The sequence below is a fragment of the Streptomyces sp. NPDC015139 genome (assembly GCF_043079785.1).
GTDB lineage: Bacteria > Actinomycetota > Actinomycetes > Streptomycetales > Streptomycetaceae > Streptomyces > Streptomyces albidocamelliae.
The window spans coordinates 339,028-356,725 of sequence record NZ_JBIBUW010000006.1 but is presented as its reverse complement, the minus strand read 5'-3'; the positions used below and the strand labels follow the sequence as shown (position 1 = coordinate 356,725).

General features: G+C 71.9%; 18 protein-coding genes. 9 read left to right on the top strand and 9 right to left on the bottom strand.

Annotated elements, in window-relative coordinates:
* Positions 1–13: 13 nt before the first annotated feature.
* From ACF08B_RS19205 to ACF08B_RS19195, 3 genes are all read left to right on the top strand, one after another.
* Positions 14–769: an SDR family NAD(P)-dependent oxidoreductase gene (locus ACF08B_RS19205; RefSeq protein WP_392318426.1), complete on the top strand. Its 756-nt coding sequence runs from the start codon at positions 14–16 to the stop codon at positions 767–769.
* The gene (locus ACF08B_RS19200) at positions 766–1,836 is read left to right on the top strand and encodes a low specificity L-threonine aldolase (protein WP_093479514.1); all 1,071 of its coding nucleotides are present in this window, start codon (positions 766–768) and stop codon (positions 1,834–1,836) included. Before ACF08B_RS19205 ends, ACF08B_RS19200 begins: the two co-directional genes overlap by 4 nt.
* A gap of 92 nt (positions 1,837–1,928) precedes the next feature.
* Entirely contained in the window at positions 1,929–2,519 is a 591-nt protein-coding gene (locus tag ACF08B_RS19195) for a transglutaminase domain-containing protein (RefSeq protein WP_392318425.1), read from the top strand.
* 106 nt (positions 2,520–2,625) lie between these two features.
* Here ACF08B_RS19195 and ACF08B_RS19190 read toward each other — a convergent pair whose 3' ends face one another.
* Together ACF08B_RS19190 and ACF08B_RS19185 are read right to left on the bottom strand one after the other, a co-directional pair.
* Positions 2,626–3,354, bottom strand: coding sequence for a lysophospholipid acyltransferase family protein (locus ACF08B_RS19190; RefSeq protein ID WP_392318424.1), 729 nt, complete (start codon positions 3,352–3,354; stop codon positions 2,626–2,628).
* 179 nt (positions 3,355–3,533) lie between these two features.
* Positions 3,534–3,950 carry a DUF4395 domain-containing protein gene (locus ACF08B_RS19185; protein WP_392318423.1) on the bottom strand — a complete coding sequence of 139 codons (417 nt, stop codon included), beginning with the start codon at positions 3,948–3,950 and terminating at the stop codon, positions 3,534–3,536.
* A gap of 75 nt (positions 3,951–4,025) precedes the next feature.
* On the opposite strand from ACF08B_RS19185, the gene ACF08B_RS19180 reads away from it, so the two are divergent.
* The 5 genes from ACF08B_RS19180 to ACF08B_RS19160 all read left to right on the top strand — a co-directional run bounded on the left by ACF08B_RS19180 (position 4,026) and on the right by ACF08B_RS19160 (position 8,642).
* A complete protein-coding gene (locus tag ACF08B_RS19180; RefSeq protein WP_392318567.1) occupies positions 4,026–4,439 on the top strand; it encodes a TlpA family protein disulfide reductase in 414 nt (137 codons plus the stop codon).
* Between the two features lie 192 nt (positions 4,440–4,631).
* Positions 4,632–5,141 (top strand): flavin reductase family protein, encoded by a 510-nt coding sequence (locus ACF08B_RS19175; protein WP_392318422.1) that lies wholly within the window; start codon positions 4,632–4,634, stop codon positions 5,139–5,141.
* 217 nt (positions 5,142–5,358) lie between these two features.
* Positions 5,359–6,144: an electron transfer flavoprotein subunit beta/FixA family protein gene (locus tag ACF08B_RS19170; protein WP_073894819.1), complete on the top strand. Its 786-nt coding sequence runs from the start codon at positions 5,359–5,361 to the stop codon at positions 6,142–6,144.
* 53 nt (positions 6,145–6,197) lie between these two features.
* Positions 6,198–7,160 (top strand): electron transfer flavoprotein subunit alpha/FixB family protein, encoded by a 963-nt coding sequence (locus tag ACF08B_RS19165; RefSeq protein WP_392318421.1) that lies wholly within the window; start codon positions 6,198–6,200, stop codon positions 7,158–7,160.
* 183 nt (positions 7,161–7,343) lie between these two features.
* Positions 7,344–8,642 (top strand): DUF6986 family protein, encoded by a 1,299-nt coding sequence (locus tag ACF08B_RS19160; RefSeq protein ID WP_392318420.1) that lies wholly within the window; start codon positions 7,344–7,346, stop codon positions 8,640–8,642.
* 98 nt (positions 8,643–8,740) lie between these two features.
* On the opposite strand, the gene ACF08B_RS19155 is transcribed toward ACF08B_RS19160, so the two are convergent.
* Both ACF08B_RS19155 and ACF08B_RS19150 read right to left on the bottom strand, forming a co-directional pair.
* Positions 8,741–9,535 carry a hypothetical protein gene (locus ACF08B_RS19155; RefSeq protein WP_392318419.1) on the bottom strand — a complete coding sequence of 265 codons (795 nt, stop codon included), beginning with the start codon at positions 9,533–9,535 and terminating at the stop codon, positions 8,741–8,743.
* A gap of 7 nt (positions 9,536–9,542) precedes the next feature.
* Positions 9,543–10,592, bottom strand: coding sequence for a LacI family DNA-binding transcriptional regulator (locus tag ACF08B_RS19150; RefSeq protein WP_392318418.1), 1,050 nt, complete (start codon positions 10,590–10,592; stop codon positions 9,543–9,545).
* A gap of 246 nt (positions 10,593–10,838) precedes the next feature.
* Between ACF08B_RS19150 and ACF08B_RS19145 the strand changes: the two genes are divergently transcribed.
* Positions 10,839–11,792 (top strand): ROK family protein, encoded by a 954-nt coding sequence (locus tag ACF08B_RS19145; RefSeq protein ID WP_392318417.1) that lies wholly within the window; start codon positions 10,839–10,841, stop codon positions 11,790–11,792.
* Between the two features lie 133 nt (positions 11,793–11,925).
* Here ACF08B_RS19145 and ACF08B_RS19140 read toward each other — a convergent pair whose 3' ends face one another.
* From ACF08B_RS19140 to ACF08B_RS19120, 5 genes are all read right to left on the bottom strand, one after another.
* Positions 11,926–13,947: an NPCBM/NEW2 domain-containing protein gene (locus ACF08B_RS19140; RefSeq protein ID WP_392318416.1), complete on the bottom strand. Its 2,022-nt coding sequence runs from the start codon at positions 13,945–13,947 to the stop codon at positions 11,926–11,928.
* Positions 13,948–14,189: 242 nt separating this feature from the next.
* Entirely contained in the window at positions 14,190–15,449 is a 1,260-nt protein-coding gene (locus ACF08B_RS19135; RefSeq protein WP_392318566.1) for an MFS transporter, read from the bottom strand.
* 49 nt (positions 15,450–15,498) lie between these two features.
* Positions 15,499–16,257 carry a GntR family transcriptional regulator gene (locus tag ACF08B_RS19130; protein ID WP_392318415.1) on the bottom strand — a complete coding sequence of 253 codons (759 nt, stop codon included), beginning with the start codon at positions 16,255–16,257 and terminating at the stop codon, positions 15,499–15,501.
* Positions 16,258–16,444: 187 nt separating this feature from the next.
* Positions 16,445–17,218, bottom strand: coding sequence for a maleylpyruvate isomerase family mycothiol-dependent enzyme (locus ACF08B_RS19125; protein ID WP_392318414.1), 774 nt, complete (start codon positions 17,216–17,218; stop codon positions 16,445–16,447).
* Positions 17,219–17,258: 40 nt separating this feature from the next.
* On the bottom strand, positions 17,259–17,612 hold the full coding sequence (locus ACF08B_RS19120) for a hypothetical protein (RefSeq protein ID WP_392318413.1): 354 nt from the start codon (positions 17,610–17,612) through the stop codon (positions 17,259–17,261).
* Between the last annotated feature and the right edge of the window lie 86 nt (positions 17,613–17,698).

Genomic DNA, 17,698 nt, shown 5'->3' with positions numbered 1-17,698 from the left:
AGAGGGGAACACCATGGGGAACGGGGCGAACGGGGCACTGAGCGGTGCGGTCATCGCGGTCGCAGGTGCGGGCGGACCCGCAGGGCGCGCGGCCCTGCTGCGGCTGGCCGAGGCCGGGGCGACCGTCGTCGGCGCGGACAACGACCCGCAGCGGCTGTCGGAGGCCGTGGACGCGGCCCGGTACGCCTCCGGTGGCGCCACCGTCACCGGCGACACGGTCGACCTGCTCGACCTGCAGTCCACCCGGGACTGGGCCGCCCACGTCGAGAAGGACTTCGGGCGGGTCGACGGTCTCGTCCACCTGGTCGGCGGCTGGCGCGGCAGTGAGACCTTCACGAAGACCAGCCTCGACGACTGGGACTTCCTGGAGCTCCTGCTGGTCAAGACCGTCCAGCACACCTCGCTCGCCTTCCACGAGGCGCTGCAGCGCAGCGACCGCGGACGCTACGTCCTGATCAGCGCGGCCGGCGCCTCGAAGCCCACCGCCGGCAACGCCGCCTACTCCGCGGCCAAGGCCGCCGCCGAGGCGTGGACGCTGGCCATGGCCGACTTCTTCCGTAAGGCGGGGGGCGGCGAGGAGCTGACGTCGGCGGCTACGATCCTGGTGGTGAAGGCGCTGGTGCACGACGCCATGCGCGCCGAACGCCCCAACGCGAAGTTCGCGGGCTTCACGGACGTCACCGACCTGGCCGAGGCCATCGAGGGCGTCTGGAGCAAGTCCGCCGCCGAAGTGAACGGAAACCGTCTGTGGCTGACCGAGAAGCCGTGAACCCTCCCAGGACCGACGCGCGTCGCCATCACGACCCGGAGGTCCGCGGTTTCGCCAGTGACAACTACGCCGGGGCGCATCCGGAGGTGATGGTCGCCCTGGCGCTGGCGAACGGCGGCCATCAGGTCGCGTACGGCGAGGACGACTACACCGAGAACCTGCAGCGGATCGTCCGCAGCCACTTCGGATCCACCGCGGAGGCCTTCCCGGTCTTCAACGGCACCGGCGCGAACGTCGTCGCGCTCCAGGCGGTCACCGACCGCTGGGGCGCGGTGATCTGCGCCGAGAGCGCGCACATCAACGTGGACGAGGGCGGCGCCCCGGAGCGCATGGGCGGCCTGAAGCTGCTCACCGTGCCCACGCCCGACGGCAAGCTCACGCCCGAGCTGATCGACAGGCAGGCCTGGGGCTGGGAGGACGAGCACCGGGCCATGCCCCAGGTCGTCTCGATCACCCAGAGCACCGAGCTCGGCACGCTGTACACCCCGGAGGAGATCCGGGCGATCTGCGAGCACGCCCACGCGCACGGCATGAAGGTGCACCTGGACGGCTCCCGGATAGCCAACGCCGCCGCTTCCCTGGACGTCCCCATGCGGACGTTCACCAACGCGGTCGGCGTGGACATCCTCTCCCTGGGCGGGACGAAGAACGGCGCGCTCTTCGGCGAGGCCGTCGTGGTCATCAACCAGGACGCGGTGCGGCAGATGAAGCACCTGCGCAAGATGTCGATGCAGCTCGCCTCCAAGATGCGGTTCGTCTCGGTGCAGCTGGAGGCGCTGCTCGCCAAGGACCTGTGGCTGCGCAACGCCCGGCACGCCAACGAGATGGCCCAGCGGCTCGCCGAGGGCGTCCGCGCGGTGCACGGCGTGGAGATCCTCTACCCGGTGCAGGCCAACGGCGTCTTCGCGAAGCTCCCGCACGACGTGAGCGAGCGGCTGCAGAAGCGGTTCCGCTTCTACTTCTGGGACGAGAACGCCGGCGTGGTGCGCTGGATGTGCTCCTTCGACACCTCGGAGGAGGACGTCGACACGTTCGTGGCGGCGCTCAAGGAGGAGATGGCGCGCTAGTCAGGCGCGGACAGTCTCGAGAACTGCATAGGTATGCGGTCACCTGAAAAGTCATTGACGGTCGGGTGGCCGCATTCCTATGCTCCGCGGGTATGGAGCTGATCCAGAACACCGCCGACCTGTCTGCCTACTTGGCCGCCGACGAGGTCATCGACCATCATCATCCCGTGGTCCGGGAGACGGCTTCCCGGCTCGCCGACGACGCCGCCGACTCGTATGACTATGCGCGCGCGGCCTATGAGTTCGTCCGGGACTCCGTACCGCACTCCCAGGACTCCGGTGATCTCCGCGTCACCTGGCGCGCCTCCGACGTGCTCGGACTGCGTACCGGCATCTGCTACGCGAAGGCCCACGCGCTGGCGGCCCTGCTGCGGGCCGAGGACATCCCGACGGCACTCTGCTACCAGCGCCTGACCGACGGGGAGGGCGGCCACGCGGTGCACGGCCTGGTCGCGGTCCGCTTCCACGGCGCCTGGCACCGGCAGGACCCGCGCGGCAACAAGCCGGGCATGGACGCGCGGTTCTCCCTGAACGGCGAACGGCTGGCCTGGGTCCCCGACCCGGCGTCCGGCGAGGCGGACTGTCCGGGCCTGTACGCCGCACCGCATCCGGCCGTGATCGGCGCGCTCAGGGCCGCTCCCGACCGGCCGTACCTCTGGAAGACGCTGCCGAACGCCCTGTGAAGGCGGCGGACGGTCGCGCGGGGGCGCGGACGGCGACCCGGACGAGGGGGTGGGGGAGGCGCGGCCGCCGGGGGACGGCCGGTGGGAAGAAATCGGTGCGGGGAGCTCAGTGGGCCTCTGCGGCGCGCAGCTGCTCCACGGTCGGCGCGGCGCCACCGAGGTGGGCGGGCAGCCACCAGGTGTCCTCCGCGTCCTTCGGACGGCCGGGGTAGGCGCGCTGCGCGGCCTCCAGCAGCTCCTGGACCCGCTCGCGCAGCCGGCGGGTGATCGCGCCGGCGTACTGGTCGCGGGGCGCCTCGACCGGCTCGCCCACCCGGACGGTGACGGGCAGGTGGTCGCGCTTGAAATTGCGGGGGTGCCCCTTCGTCCACAGCCGCTGGGTGCCCCACACCGCCATCGGGATCAGCGGGACGCCCGCGTCCTGGGCGAGGCGGGCCGCGCCGGACTTGAAGCTCTTCAGCGTGAACGACTGCGAGATCGTGGCCTCCGGGAACACCCCGATGATCTCGCCGGACCGCAGCGAGTCCAGTGCGTGCGCGTAGGCGGCCTCGCCCTGGTTGCGGTCCACCGGGATGTGCTTCATGCCGCGCATCAGGGGACCGGACACCTTGTGGCGGAAGACGGCCTCCTTCGCCATGAAGCGCACCAGGCGCTTCTGCGGCAGGGCCGCCAGACCGTTGAAGATGAAGTCCAGGTAGCTGATGTGATTGCTCACCAGGACGGCGCCGCCCGTGCGCGGGATGTTCTCCGAACCCTGGCAGTCGATCTTCAGGTCCCAGACCTTGAACAACGTCTTCGCGAAACCGATGACGGGACGGTAGACCAGCTCTGCCATGGGCGGGGTGGACCCTTTCTGCTCTGCTCGGGAAAGGGAGGGCTCCCGGCGGGAAAGTTACGCAGCCGTAGGTTTACGGCGTCTCGCAGATCGTGCCCGAAGAACGGACGGGTAGCCAGTCCTGGTGCCCCGCGTCGGCGAGATCCTCGTCACGTCTGCCGTGTTCCGCCGAACGACCGTCACTGCACCCGTACCGTGGCCCTCTTGAGGAGCAGGAACATCTCGCATCCCAGGCAGTACCCGAAGGCCGCGTTGAGGAATGCGGCGGCGAGCGCGGCCCCCGTGGCGGCCAGTCCGAGCCACTGCGGCCCCAGCACGAAGCCGACGAGGCCCAGCCCGGCGAACACCAGCCCCACCGTCTGCGCGAAGCGCGGCGGCTCCGGCGCCTCGAACTCCGTGGGCGGCCCGAGCCGTGGACGTACGGCCGTCCGGAACACCCAGCCGTACGGCGACCGGGCGGCGCCCCCGGCCGCCCCGAGCGCGAACGCCAGGGTCTGCCAGCCCAGGATCCAGGCGCTCTGTGTGACGAGCGCCGCCGCCAGCACGACCGTCGTCACGGCCGCTCCGAAGCGCGGCCCCCTCACATCGATGTCCATGAATCAAGCATTCCGCAACGGCACGTCCTGCGGGGGGCGGGAATCTTTGCAGTCTCGTGAAGGGTTGTGCGCATGATGACCGGACTGGTGGTGTGCGTGGCGGTGCTCCTGGCGGCGACCGCCTTCGGAGTGCTGCACGGGCGGCGGAGCGGGAGGGTGCGGGTGCGCGGGCGGGACGACGGCAAGCGGCTGGGAGCGGCCGAGCTGGGCGGCGAACTGGGGGAGCGGGCCACGCTGGTCCAGTTCTCCAGCGCCTTCTGCGCGCCCTGCCGGGCGACCCGGCGCATTCTCGGCGAGGTCGCCGGCATGGTCCCGGGCGTCACCCACCTCGAGATCGACGCCGAGGACCGGCTGACCCTCGTACGCGAACTGGAGATCCTCAAGACGCCCACCGTCCTGGTCCTGGACGCCGAGGGCCGGGTGGTGCGGCGCGCCACCGGACAGCCCCGCAAGGCCGACGTCATCGCGGCCCTGGGCGAGGCCGTGTGAGAGCGTGCGGCGTCTTCCAGATCGCGGAACGAACTTGACTGTGCATGCCACCCGTAGTCAGCCTGGGCCCGTGCCGACCGAACTCCTTCTCTTCGGGCGGGTCCACGTCGACCTGGCCCGCACCGCCAGCGCGCGCTGTCCGGGCTGTTGAGCAGCCACGGACCCAGCCACCCCGCGCAGAAGGACGATTCCATGACGGCCACGCCCGACCTCGGCACCTTCCACCTCGCCTCGCCCGACCTGCTCCGCTCCGCCTTCCGCCGGCACGCCGCCGGTGTCGCGGTGATCACCGCGAGCGGCGCGGCCGGCCCGGTCGGCTTCACCGCCACCTCGCTCACCTCCGTCTCCGCGGAGCCGCCGCTGGTCTCGTTCGGCATCGGTACGGGCGCCTCCAGCTGGCCCGCGGTGGCCGCGAGCGAGCACGTCGGCATCCACATACTCGGTGAGCACCAGAGCGAACTGGCGGCGACCTTCGCCCGCAGCGGTGCCGACCGTTTCGGCGCCCCCACCGCCTGGCGGGAGGGCCCGGAGGGCGTTCCCGTGCTGGACGACGTGCTCGCCTGGCTGGTCTGCCGGATCGTCGCCCGGGTCCCGGCCGGTGATCACCGGATCGTGCTCGCCGAGGTGCTCGGGGGCGACCCCTCGGGCGCCGGGCGCCCCCTCCTCTATCACCACGGCCGCTTCAACGGCCTGCGGGATTGATCACGCCCGGCTCTCCTGCGAGGACGTCGAATTCCGGTTACGCTGCGTTGCGAAGGTCACAGTTCAAAGCGCTTGCTTAGCGGGCATGAACTGGGTGTACTGACGAGTAATATTTCGGTCGGAGCGCGCGGACGCCCCGACCGGGATCGGCCGCTTGAGGCGCCTATGCTGCCTCCAAGAGGCAGCCCGGAAATGTCGAAGTAGTAGGAGAGCCGGCGTGAGCTTGAGGATCGTTGTCACTGTGAAGTACGTGCCCGACGCCACTGGCGACCGGCACTTCGCCGATGACCTGACCGTCGACCGCGACGACGTCGACGGTCTGCTCTCCGAGCTGGACGAGTACGCGGTCGAGCAGGCCCTGCAGATCGCGGAGAACGCGGACGACGCCGAGGTCACCGTCCTGACGGTCGGCCCCGAGGACGCCAAGGACGCGCTTCGCAAGGCTCTCTCCATGGGTGCCGACAAGGCCATCCACGTGGAGGACGACGACCTGCACGGCACCGACGCCATCGGTACCTCTCTCGTGCTGGCCAAGGCCATCGAGAAGGCCGGCTTCGACCTGGTCGTCTCCGGCATGGCCTCCACCGACGGCACCATGGGCATCGTCCCCGCGCTGGTGGCCGAGCGCCTGGGCGTCCCGCAGGTCTCCCTGCTCTCCGAGGTCTCCGTCGAGGACGGCACGGTCAAGGGCCGCCGGGACGGCGACGCCGCCTCCGAGCAGCTCGAGGCGCAGCTCCCGGCCGTCGTCTCCGTGACGGACCAGTCGGGCGAGGCGCGTTACCCGTCCTTCAAGGGCATCATGGCGGCCAAGAAGAAGCCGGTCGAGTCCTGGGACCTGTCCGACCTGGACATCGAGGCCGAGGAGGTCGGTCTCGACGGCGCGTACACCAAGGTCGAGGCCGCGAACGAGCGTCCGGCCCGCACGGCCGGCACCATCGTCAAGGACGAGGGCGAGGGCGGCAAGCAGCTCGCTGAGTTCCTCGCGGGCCAGAAGTTCATCTAAGGGCCCGCGCCCGCCGACCGCCCCTCAACTTCGTTTCGCAGGAGAGCAATCCCATGGCTGAAGTCCTCGTCTACGTCGACCACGTGGACGGTGCCGTCCGCAAGCCCACCCTGGAGCTGCTGACCCTGGCCCGCCGCCTCGGCGAGCCCGTCGCCGTGGCCCTCGGCAACGGCGCCGCCGACACCGCCGCCACGCTCGCCGAGCACGGCGCGGTGAAGGTCCTCACCGACGACGCGTCCGAGTACGCCGACTACCTGGTCGTGCCGAAGGTGGACGCCCTCCAGGCCGCCCACGAGGCCGTCTCCCCGGCCGCCGTGCTGGTCCCGTCCTCCGCCGAGGGCAAGGAGATCGCCGCCCGCCTGGCGCTGCGCATCGGCTCGGGCATCATCACCGACGCCATCGACATCGAGGCCGGCGACGAGGGCCCGGTGGCCACCCAGTCGGTGTTCGCCGCGTCCTTCTCCACCAAGTCCCGTGTCATCAAGGGCACCCCGGTCATCACGGTCAAGCCCAACAGCGCCGCCGTCGAGGCCGCCCCGGCCGCCGGCAGCGTCGAGGCCCTGTCGGTGTCCTTCTCCGCCCAGGCCACCGGCACCAAGGTCACCGGCCGGACGCCGCGTGAGTCGACGGGCCGCCCGGAGCTGACCGAGGCCGCGATCGTGGTCTCGGGTGGCCGTGGCGTCAACGGCGCGGAGAACTTCTCGATCATCGAGGCGCTCGCCGACTCCCTCGGCGCGGCCGTCGGTGCCTCGCGTGCCGCGGTGGACGCCGGCTGGTACCCGCACACCAACCAGGTCGGCCAGACCGGCAAGTCGGTCTCGCCGCAGCTGTACATCGCCAACGGCATCTCCGGCGCGATCCAGCACCGTGCCGGTATGCAGACCTCCAAGACGATCGTGGCCGTCAACAAGGACGCCGAGGCCCCGATCTTCGAGCTGGTCGACTTCGGCGTGGTCGGCGACCTCTTCGACGTCGTCCCGCAGCTGACCGAGGAGATCAAGACCCGCAAGGGCTGAGACCTCCCAGGGCACGTCCGAGGCCCCGGTGACCGACCCGGTCACCGGGGCCTCGGTGCATCCTGGAGGCGGGCGGACGCGGGCGACCAAGGTCCGGACGGGGTGTTGACCAGGGAGAACCACCCGGATAACTTCATTCTACGGATTGTTGATTCCGTAGAGCGGAAAATTGGAGGGTGTGGGATGGGTCAGCAGGAGAAGGTGGCGACGAGCCTCGCGGGTGCCGTCAGCGAGGAGATCAGCGCCTCCCTCGCACCGGTCGACGCGGAGCTGGAGCGCCGCTACCCCGGGGACCCCGGCACCCGGCAACCCGTCCACACCGTCTACGTCCCCGGTGACGCCTTCGCCGCCGACACCCTCCGCTCCTGGGGCGACCGCGCCCTCGCGGCCCTCGACGAACACGCCCCCGACGCCGCCTCCTTCGCGGCCGTCCTGGGGCTCGCCGACGACCTCGCCGAGCCGGTGTACTCCCGCGTCCGCGCCAAGCTGGAGCGCGAGCCGGTGGAAGACCTGCGCGTCGACTTCGAGGACGGCTACGGCCCCCGCCCCGACGCCGAGGAGGACGAGACGGCGGCCCGCGCGGCCCGCCTGATCGCCGAGGCGTACGAGAAGGGCACCGCGGCGCCGTACATGGGCATCCGCATGAAGTGCATGGAAGCCGCCGTACGCGACCGGGGCATCCGCACCCTGGACGTCTTCCTCACCGGCCTGATGGAGGCCGGCGGCCTGCCCGAGGGCCTGGTCCTCACGCTGCCCAAGGTCACCTACCCCGAGCAGGTCGACGCCTTCGCCCGCCTCCTGGAGGCCTTCGAGAAGACGCACGGCCTGGACGCCGGCCGCCTCGGCTTCGAGATCCAGATCGAGACCAGCCAGTCCATCCTCGCCACCGACGGCACCGCGACCGTCGCCCGCATGATCCAGGCCGCCGGCGGCCGCGCCACCGGCCTGCACTACGGCACCTTCGACTACAGCGCCTGCCTCGGCGTCTCCGCCGCCTACCAGGCCAGTGACCACCCGGCCGCCGACCACGCCAAGGCGGTCATGCAGGTCGCGGCGGCGGGCACCGGCGTCCGTGTGTCCGACGGCTCCACGAACGTCCTGCCCGTGGGCCCGACCGCGAAGGTGCACGACGCCTGGCGCCTGCACTACGGTCTCACCCGCCGCGCCCTCGCCCGCGCCTACTACCAGGGCTGGGACATGCACCCGGGCCACATCCCCACCCGCTACGCGGCCGTCTTCGCCTTCTACCGTGAGGGCTTCGAGCAGGCGGCGGCCCGCCTCGCCCGCTACGCCAACCGGGCCGGCGGGGACGTCATGGACGAGCCCGCCACCGCCAAGGCCCTCGGCGGCTACCTGCTGCGCGGACTGGACTGCGGCGCCCTCGACATCGCCGAGGTCGCCCGCCTCACCGGCCTGACCCGCGCCGACCTGGAGGGCTTCGCCGCACCCCGGCGCGGCGACCTGACGGCCTCCGGGAAGTAGCCGGACCGCTCGCGTTCCCGGCCCCGCCGTCCCCCAGCGGGGCGGCGGGGCCGGGCGCGTCCTCCGCCGTCGGATCCACGGGATCGGCGACGGGACGGTCAGGGCAGGGGAGCCGAGGGCCATGCGTCGGCGCCGGGACTCCCGGGCGGCCGGCCGTGGGCGTACGACTCCAGTCCCGACTCCGTCACCCAGCCCTGCTCGGCGAACAGCCGCGTGCCCCGCGCGCACAGCCCGGCGTCGCCGCGCGCCCGGGCGCTGAACTCCTCCGGCGTCACCCCGAACAGTGCTCGCAACGGCGCGGAGCGCCCGAGCAGTTCGGTGAGCAGGGCACGCTGACCGGGATGCCGGCGCGGTGCCCGGTCGCCGTCGCGCAGCACCCCGTGCCGGTTGACGTAGGAGTACACCCCGGGCAGCACCTGCCCGTCGGCGACCTCGACCCGTACGCCCGACGCGGGCAGCCAGGCCCGCCAGAAGTTCCCCCCGGTCAGCGGCACGCCCTCGCTGGCGTCGATCACGTCGAGCTGCCGGCGGTCGAGCCAGATGACGAACAACTCGCGTACGGCGCCCGGCGACACGACCGGGGAGGCGGAGACGTACCCCATACGGCTGACGTGCGCGGAGACGCCCACGTCGACGCCGGTCACCCGGGCCCGGACCATCGGCACGGGGGAGTCGATCCCGAACTCCGCCATCTTGTGCCGCAGTTGGGCCGGACAGGCGTTGGAGCCGACGGCGAGGACCGGCGCCCGGTCCTCGTACACCGGGCGTTCCAGCGGCAGCATCCGGTCGCCGTGCAGCACACCGGAGTCGGCGGGCCAGGCCCCGGGGTACGTCAGCGGATGCTCCCGGGGCACCTCGGCGAGGCCGAGTTCGCGGAGCGTGCGGCCGGACACGAGCGGCTCAGTCGACCGGCGGCAGCTCGCCCGAGCCGCGGGTGATCAGCCGGGTGGGCAGCTCGATCCGCTCCGGTGCGACGAGCGTGCCGTCCAGTTGCCGGAACAGGCGCTCGGCGGCGGTCCGGCCGAGCGCGGCCGAGTCCTGCGCGACGACCGTGACCCCCGGCTGGAGCAGCTCGGCCAGCTCGATGTCGTCGAACCCGACCAGGGCGACCTGGCGGGACCGCTCGGCGAGGACCCGGATCACGGTGACCGTCACCCGGTTGTTGCCCGTGAAGATCGCGGTCACGGGTTCGGGCGCCGACAGCATCTCCTCGGCGGCCCGGCGCACCCGCTCCGGACTCGTCGTGCCGAGGGACATCCAGCGGTCGTCGACCGGTATCCCCGCGTCCTCCATGGCGGCCCGGTAGCCGCGCAGGCGCTCGGCGGCGGTGTGGATGCGGGGCATGTCGCCGATGAACCCGATCCGCCGGTGCCCGTGCCCGATCAGATGGGCCACGCCGTCGCGGGCACCGCCGAAGTTGTCGGACAGGACCACGTCGGCGTCGATCCGGCCGGCCGGGCGGTCCACGAAGACGGTCGCCACGCCCGCCCTGATCTCCGGCTCCAGGTAGCGGTGGTCGTCCCCGGCCGGGATCACCACCAGGCCGTCCACCCGCCGCGCGCACAGGGCCAGCGCCAGCTCCTGCTCGCGCTCCGGGTCCTCGGCGCTCGAGCCGTTGATCAGCAGGGCGCCATGGGCCCGGGCCACCTCCTCCACGGCGCGGCTGAGCGGGCCGTAGAACGGGTCCGCGAGGTCCTCCAGGACCAGGCCGATGCTCGCGGTACGGCCCTTGCGCAGCACCCGGGCGCTGTCGTTGCGGCGGAAGCCGAGCGCCTCGATCGCCTCCTGCACCCGGCGCTCGGTGTCCGGGGTGACCCCCGGCTCGCCGTTGACCACCCGGGAGACCGTCTTCAGTCCGACCCCGGCCCGTGCCGCCACGTCCTTCATGGTCGGGCGGTTGCCGTAGCGCGTGCCGGGTAGGTGGTCTGCGCGGCGGGTGATCTCTGGCACGATGCGCTGTCCTGTCCTGTCGTCCGTCTGGTCCAGCGGCCCCGCGAGGGGCCTCCGTACCTCTTTCCCACGGGGTGGTGCGCGGATCCATGGGCTTGTATGAGGATGTGGCGTCGAGCATAGAGCCTGGACAACGTTGTCAGATGCGCGAGAGACTGTCCACCGCTGTCCCCGGCCTGCGCCCTACCGCTTGACCGGCCTGCGTTTTCCTGGTTCTTCAAGCTTCAACGGGGAGATTCGACTCTGATGCACACCGACCTCGTGGCGGCCCTGGACATCGGCGGCACCAAGATCGCCGGCGCGCTGGTGGACGGCGACGGACGGATCCTGGCCCGGGCCCAGCGCGCCACGCCCGCCCAGCAGAGTGGCGAAACGGTCATGCGGGCGGTCGAGGAAGTGCTCCTCGACCTCGGCGGCTCACCCCTGTGGGGACGCGCCGGCTCGATCGGCATCGGCAGTGCGGGCCCGGTGGACGCCTCGGCGGGCACGGTCAGCCCGGTGAACGTACCCGGCTGGCGGGACTTCCCGCTGGTCGAGCGGGTGCGCGCGGCCGCCGGCAACCTGCCCGTCGAGCTGATCGGCGACGGCGTCGCGATCACGGCCGCCGAGCACTGGCAGGGCGCCGCCCGCGGCCACGACAACGCGCTGTGCATGGTGGTCTCCACCGGTGTCGGCGGCGGCCTCGTGCTGAACGGGCAGCTGCATCCCGGCCCGACCGGCAACGCCGGGCACATCGGTCACATCAGCGTCGACCTCGACGGCGATCCCTGCCCCTGCGGTGCCCGTGGCTGTGTGGAGCGCATCGCCAGCGGCCCGAACATCGCCCGCCGCGCGCTGGAACAGGGCTGGCGTCCGGGTCCCGACGGCGACACCTCGGCCGCCGCGGTGGCCGCCGCCGCCCGCGCGGGCGATCCGGTCGCCGTGGCCTCCTTCGAGCGGGCCGCGCGGGGGCTGGCCGCGGGCATCGCGGCCACCGCGACCCTGGTCGAGATCGACATCGCGGTGATCGGCGGAGGCGTCGGCAAGGCCGGCGACATCCTCCTCACCCCCCTGCGCAAGGCGCTCACCGACTACGCGACCCTGTCCTTCGTGCAGCGGCTGACGGTCGTGCCCGCGCAGATGGGCACCGACGCGGGCCTGGTCGGCGCCGCCGCGGCCGCGCTGGCCCGCAGGCCGGACGCGACCGCGGCGAGCGTCTGAGGACTCCGCGGCCCGCGTCCGGGGCCAGGGCCTGTCGTTTGGATCATGCCCGCGTCGCGGGGCGGCCGACAAGGCGCCGTGAGTCGGGCCGGCCTGATCCAAACGACAGGCCCTGGGTGGCCGCGGCCACGGCTCAGCAGCTCAGGCGTGCGTCCGCCCAGTCCGCGTGGTCCGAGTCGACGCCGTCCCCGCCGTCGGTGACGACCAGGCGGACCACCTCGGCGCCGGTCACGTCGGCGGTGACCGGCCGGGCGGGCAGCGCGTTGGTCAGCACGCCGGTCGAGGCGGCCTTCTTCCCGTCCGCCCGGATCTCGAAGGCGACGGTGCCGGCCGTGCCCTTCTCGTCGTCCACGCCGACGTCCGCGGTGACCTTCTCGCAGGCCTTGCCGGTGTAGAAGGAGACGTCGCTCAGGGCGTGCACGCCGAGCCCCTTGGCGTAGGCGGTGCCGCCGACGGTGATCGGGTGGCCGTCGCCCGCCGCGCTCTCCCCGTTGCTGGTGTCGCGCTCCACCGGTCCCCAGCCGCTGCTCGCCGACAGCCACGGCAGGTCGCTGAGGCACGACGTCCCGGAGGGCGGCGGCAGCACGACGGACGCGGTCAGCGGGAGGGTGGCGGTGACCCGCTGCCCCGCCGGTGAGCGGTAACTCGTCCGCAGGGTGAGGTCGTAGGCGCCCGTCGGTGTCCCGGCCGGTGCGGTGACGCGCCACCCGGTGCGCAGGGACCTGCCGGTGGCGAGAGCCGCGGCCGTGGTCGCCGACGTGGCCCGCACGCTCCAGCCGTCGGGGCCGGTCAGCGAGACGGACACCCGGCGGGCGGGTGTACGGCCCAGATCGGCGACGGTGCTCGTCAGGGTCGCCGGGGTGCCCGCCTCCAGCAGGGTGCCCCCGTCCACCCCGAGTTCGGTGGCCGGCGGGTGGTCGGCCCAGTGGGGATCGGCCGAGACACGGAGCAGGACCGTGCCGTGGGCCGGGACGGTGGCGGCGATGGTCCCGGCGGTGTTGTAGGCGCGGTGCTGCCACAGGTCGCGCAGCGTGTAGGCGTCGGCGTCCGGCAGGCCCACGGCGCTCGCGGTGGTCGCGATCCGCTGGGCGCTCGCGGACTCGTTGAACAGGGCCACCGCGCGGCTGCCGTCCGCCATCTCCCTGGCGACCACCCAGCGCCCGCCGGTGGAGGTGACGACCGTGCCCTGCCTGCCGAGCGGGTCCTGGTCGACGGCGATGACCTCCTTGTTGTCCAGGATGTCGAAGGTCGCCTCGGAAGCCCTGCGCAGGTCGGTGCCGATGAGCAGCGGCGCGGCCATGACCGACCAGAGGGAGAAGTGCGAGCGGTACTCGGTGTCCGTCATGCCGCCGTTGCCGACCTCCAGCATGTCCGGGTCGTTCCAGTGTCCGGGGCCGGCGTACGGCGCGAGCGGCAGGTTCTGCTTGACGATCGACAGCATCGAGCTCCAGCTGTCGCTGATGTCACCGGTGGTCCGCCACAACTGGCCGACGTCCCCGGCCCACTCCCAGGGCTTGTTCTCGCCCCACTCGCAGATGCTGTAGACGATGGGGCGGCCGGTCGCTCTCAGCGCGTCGCGCATGGTCCGGTAGCGCTGCCCGGCGTCGACGCCCTGGTTGTTGCAGTTGTCGTACTTGAGGTAGTCCACGCCCCAGTCGGCGAACTGGCGGGCGTCGCTGAACTCGTGGCCGAGGGCGCCGGGGAAGCCGACGCTGTCGCAGGTCCTGGTTCCGGCGCTGGTGTAGATGCCGAGTTTCAGCCCCTTGGCGTGGACGTAGTCGGCGACGGCCCCGATGCCGTGGGGGAAGCGGGCGGGGTCGGGCACCAGCTCGCCCTGCGCGTCGCGTCGGGGCAGCGCCCAGCAGTCGTCCAGGTTGACGTACCGGTAGCCGGCGTCCTTCAGGCCCCTCTCCACGAAGAGGTCCGCGATGCCCTTCACCATGGCCTCGTCGAAGTCGGCACGGCAGTGGGTGGAGTTCCAGTTGTTGAAGCCCATCGGGGGCGTCGGGGCGAGGCCGTCGGCCGGGGCCGGTGCGGTGGGTGTCCGGTCCGGGGCGGCCACAGCGGGGGCGGCGAGGCCGGCCGCGCACAGCAGCCCCGCGGTGAGCGCTCCGACCACTCGTCGGCGGGTTGTGCGGGTGTGAGGGTGACGCATCTTCGACGCTCCTCCGACTCGCGAAAGGGTGGATGACGGCATGCGGCCAGGGGGCGACATGTACGCGTCATCGGGGTGCGCGTTTACGGTAGGACGTGTCGGAGTATGTTGGAAGGGGTGTGTCGGAAGTACTCGAAAGCCCGTCAATCCGCCCGCCCGGCAGTCGAGTTCGCCCCGCGGCCGAGGCTACGCGTTCGAATGTGTTGGCCTTTCAGGCGCTCCACGTGGAACTCGGCGACGCCTCAACGGACCGACTCCGCCGCCCTTTCCGCAGGCAGCGTGCGCATGGTCCGAAGCGGTGAGAGGACGTGGGGCAGGATGCTCAGCGTCATACCGGCCGCTCCGATCCACAGAGTGCCTGCCGCTCCGAACACGGATCCCGAGGCTCCACCCAGCAGCCCGCCGAGAGGAATGCCGGCCGAGGAGACGAAACGGGCTGTCGCGCTCATCCGGCCCAGCAGCCGATCCGGCGTCAGGGCCTGCTGGAAGCTGGACTGAGCCACCACGCGGACGACTCCACCCAAGGAGAGAGCAGCGAGTCCGACCGCAGCCACGCACACGGTCCAGCCCGTTCGTGCCGACGGCATGAGAACGGTCAGCGGACAGGTGGCCAGTGACGCGAGCCAGATGACCCGGCCTTGCCCGACCCGCTGGGAAACCCTGGTCGCCAGCAGCGCGCCCAGCAAGGCGCCACAGCCCATGCCCGACAGGATGAGGCCGACGCCGAAGGGCCTGAGACCGATCTCCCGCTCCAGGAAGACCAGCAGCATGGTCTGGTACATGACCAGGAAGAGATTGAAGATCGCATCCCCCAGCATGATCGCGCACAGCGCACGGTGCTCGACGACGAACTTCAGGCCCTCCTTGATCTCTCCGGTCAGTCGAGGACGGGTGGTCGGCTCGGGCTTCCGTTCGCGTTTCCGGATGGTGATCGCGAGCAGTCCCGACATGGCCATCCCGGCCGAACTGGCCAGGAGTGTCGCGGGGGCTCCGACCAGACCGACGAGCGGCCCTGCCACCGTCGGCCCGCCGATACTGGTCACCGAGCGTACGGCCGAGAGTTTCGCGTTCCCTTCCATGAGATTGGCGCGTCCCACCAGGTGCGGGAGATGACTGACGTACGCGACGTCGAAGAACACGGTCAGCACTCCGTGAACCAGGGCGACGGCGTAGAGCCACCAGATGGTGAGAAGGCCCGCCCAGGACGCCAGCGGTATCGTCAAGAGGGCCAGGGAGCGGGCGAGATCGGCGCTGATCATCACCGATCGCTTCCGCATGCGGTCCACCCACGCACCCGCCGGCAACCCGACCAGGAGCGAGCCCGCCGACGTCGTCGCGGTGAGCAGTCCCACCTGGAACTCGTCGGTGTGCAAGGACGCGATGGCGACCAGAGGCAGGGCCAGGAAGAGAATGCGGTCGCCCAACTGGCCGAGCGCGGTGGCGGCGAACAACCGCCCGAAGTCCCTTTCGCGCAAAAGGCCGAGCCGTGAGGATTTCACCATGGAATGCCCTACTGTCGAATGCGTGGTGTCTCTCGGAAGGCTTCGACGACTACGGACGGTCGACTCCGAACTCGTAGACCACTTCACGGCGTACATCCGGAATGACCATGTCGGCCGTCTCCACCGCGCGCCCGTCCGTGTCGAGGATGGTTCGCTCGATCTGGAGCACGAGGTCCCCCACGCTGATCCCCAGCAGGTTCGCCTGCACCTGGGTGGCACGAGCCGGGCGCGGCACCTCGACCACGGTGGCGACGACCACGCCGATGGAACGCATGCGCTCGACCACACCCTTTCCCGCCAGGGGACCCCTCTCGGGCAGCACGATCGGCGTCCCCTCCGTGATCGCCATCGGCTCCCAGGATTCGGAGAGCTGGACGGGTTGCCCGTCGGCGAGGAACTCGTACCGCGTACGGACGCAGAAGTCCCCGGGGCCGATGGCGAGCCGCTCGGCGATCGGCTCGGGCGCGGGGAAGCGCACCTGACTGTGTGAGTCCCAGGCATCGGCCCGGCCCCGCTCCCTCCTGTCGTGCCAGGGGGCGGAGCCGTCCCGGCGTTCGCGGTGCCGCGAGCGCACCAGACGCAGTCGCTCTCGAGGCACACGGACGTAGGTGCCCGAGCCCGCGCGTCCTTCCAGGAGACCGTCGACGATCAAACGGTCCATCGCCCTCTGCACGACGTTGCGTCCGACCCCGTACTCCGCGGCGAACCGCGTCCGGGACGGCAGGCGCTCCCCGATCTCCCACTCGCCCGCCAGAATCCGTGCGCGCAGCACGTCGGCCAGCGTGAGGTACGGCGCCTCTCGGGGCATGGATGATCCTCCGGTCGTCCTGCTTCGTGGCGGCTGGTGGTGCCCCAGGGGGAGTTGGCAAGCTACTGCACCGCGAAAAAGCTGCTGGAGCAGCATCACGCTCCGAACCCGCGCGCCCGCGTGGGCGATCGGCGAGCAGGACGGATCGACTCGCCCGCTCGCGGTCGAGGACGGGCGGATTCGGGTGTCAGGTGCCGTCGTCGACCCGCCCCCAGCCGGGCAGTGGTGGCTGCGGCCAGGCGGGCGGACGGGGGAGGAGATGCGCCGGGCGGTCGCTCGTCAGAGCGTCGGCCCGCAGCCTGCCGCTCAGCCGGCCGAGCAGCCGGTGGCCGGCCCCGGCGACCGAGGGGCCGTGCGCGGCCGCGGACCAGTGCCGGCCGAGATCCACGGCCCGTACGGAAGCGACCGGGAAGCCCTGCGTCCGCAGCGTGGTGAGGGTGTCGTCCAGCGCCCAGCGGACGTACCCGTCGGGCCACTTGTCGGTGCCGTGGCCGGTGTCGAGGTCCAGATGGTGCGCCTCCGGTTCGCGCAGGCAGCGCAGCGGGAGGTACCAGGCCGGGTGCCACCAGCCGGCCGGCGCCGGGACCCGGCGGTCCCAGGCGGGGGCGGGCATCGCCCGGGCTTCCGCCGTGAACCGGTCCAGACCCGCCCGCAGCTCCTCGGCCGGGCGTCCGGCGGGCAGCTCGCCGTCCCGCTCCACCGCCGCGGCCGGTGCCGCCGCGTCCGCGCGCGGGCCGGGCTCCCGGCCCGCGCGCGCGAGACGCAGCAGCCGTACGTAGGCCTCGGCGCTGTGCCGGACATGGGCGAGCACCCGGCCGCGGGTCCACGAGGCGAGCCCCGACGGGCCCCGCAGGTCGGCGGCGGACAGCCCGGCCGCCGCCCGGACGAGGCGGTCGCCGGACCGTTCGACGTCGTCGAGGAGGGCGTCGTCGGGCGTGCGGAACACAGGGGAACCGCTCATGGTCACTCCAGGGCTCAGCGGGACGGGGCCGCGTCAGGGCTCACCGGAACTCGTGGACGACCTCGATCGGGCCGACGATGTGGGCGTTGAACTCGTCCAGTTCCCCGGCGGGCACCCACAGTTCGAGAATGGTCCGGCCGCCGGCCTGCTGGACCGGGTAGCGGCGGAGGAACTCGGTGTCGACCTCGAAGCGGGTCACGAAGCCGGCGCCGTCGTGCCGGACGTTCCAGTCCCGGGCGATCCGGATCGCGTAGTCCTCGTTGAGGACCGGGTAGAAGATCGGCTGCTCGGGGAGCCGGGGCGGCCATGCGCGCCATTCGAGCTCCCGGACCAGCTCCAGCTCCACGGGACCCGCGGGTCGCCAGAGGGTGGTGGTGGGGTGGGGGCCGGTCATGGCGGTGACTTCTCTTTCCGGTGCGGTGAACGGGACACGGGTCCACCGGACGATACCGAGGGCGTGATCGTCGCGGCCACGCCGTT

Excerpts from the sequence above, each read along its gene's own strand:
- ACF08B_RS19205 (WP_392318426.1), top strand. The coding sequence starts at position 14 with ATGGGGAACGGGGCGAACGGGGCACTGAGCGGTGCGGTCATCGCGGTC.
- ACF08B_RS19195 (WP_392318425.1), top strand. The coding sequence starts at position 1,929 with ATGGAGCTGATCCAGAACACCGCCGACCTGTCTGCCTACTTGGCCGCC.
- ACF08B_RS19190 (WP_392318424.1), bottom strand. The coding sequence starts at position 3,354 with ATGGCAGAGCTGGTCTACCGTCCCGTCATCGGTTTCGCGAAGACGTTG.
- ACF08B_RS19185 (WP_392318423.1), bottom strand. The coding sequence starts at position 3,950 with ATGGACATCGATGTGAGGGGGCCGCGCTTCGGAGCGGCCGTGACGACG.
- ACF08B_RS19180 (WP_392318567.1), top strand. The coding sequence starts at position 4,026 with ATGACCGGACTGGTGGTGTGCGTGGCGGTGCTCCTGGCGGCGACCGCC.
- ACF08B_RS19175 (WP_392318422.1), top strand. The coding sequence starts at position 4,632 with ATGACGGCCACGCCCGACCTCGGCACCTTCCACCTCGCCTCGCCCGAC.
- ACF08B_RS19165 (WP_392318421.1), top strand. The coding sequence starts at position 6,198 with ATGGCTGAAGTCCTCGTCTACGTCGACCACGTGGACGGTGCCGTCCGC.
- ACF08B_RS19160 (WP_392318420.1), top strand. The coding sequence starts at position 7,344 with ATGGGTCAGCAGGAGAAGGTGGCGACGAGCCTCGCGGGTGCCGTCAGC.
- ACF08B_RS19145 (WP_392318417.1), top strand. The coding sequence starts at position 10,839 with ATGCACACCGACCTCGTGGCGGCCCTGGACATCGGCGGCACCAAGATC.
- ACF08B_RS19140 (WP_392318416.1), bottom strand. The coding sequence starts at position 13,947 with ATGCGTCACCCTCACACCCGCACAACCCGCCGACGAGTGGTCGGAGCG.
- ACF08B_RS19135 (WP_392318566.1), bottom strand. The coding sequence starts at position 15,449 with ATGGTGAAATCCTCACGGCTCGGCCTTTTGCGCGAAAGGGACTTCGGG.
- ACF08B_RS19130 (WP_392318415.1), bottom strand. The coding sequence starts at position 16,257 with ATGCCCCGAGAGGCGCCGTACCTCACGCTGGCCGACGTGCTGCGCGCA.
- ACF08B_RS19125 (WP_392318414.1), bottom strand. The coding sequence starts at position 17,218 with ATGAGCGGTTCCCCTGTGTTCCGCACGCCCGACGACGCCCTCCTCGAC.
- ACF08B_RS19120 (WP_392318413.1), bottom strand. The coding sequence starts at position 17,612 with ATGACCGGCCCCCACCCCACCACCACCCTCTGGCGACCCGCGGGTCCC.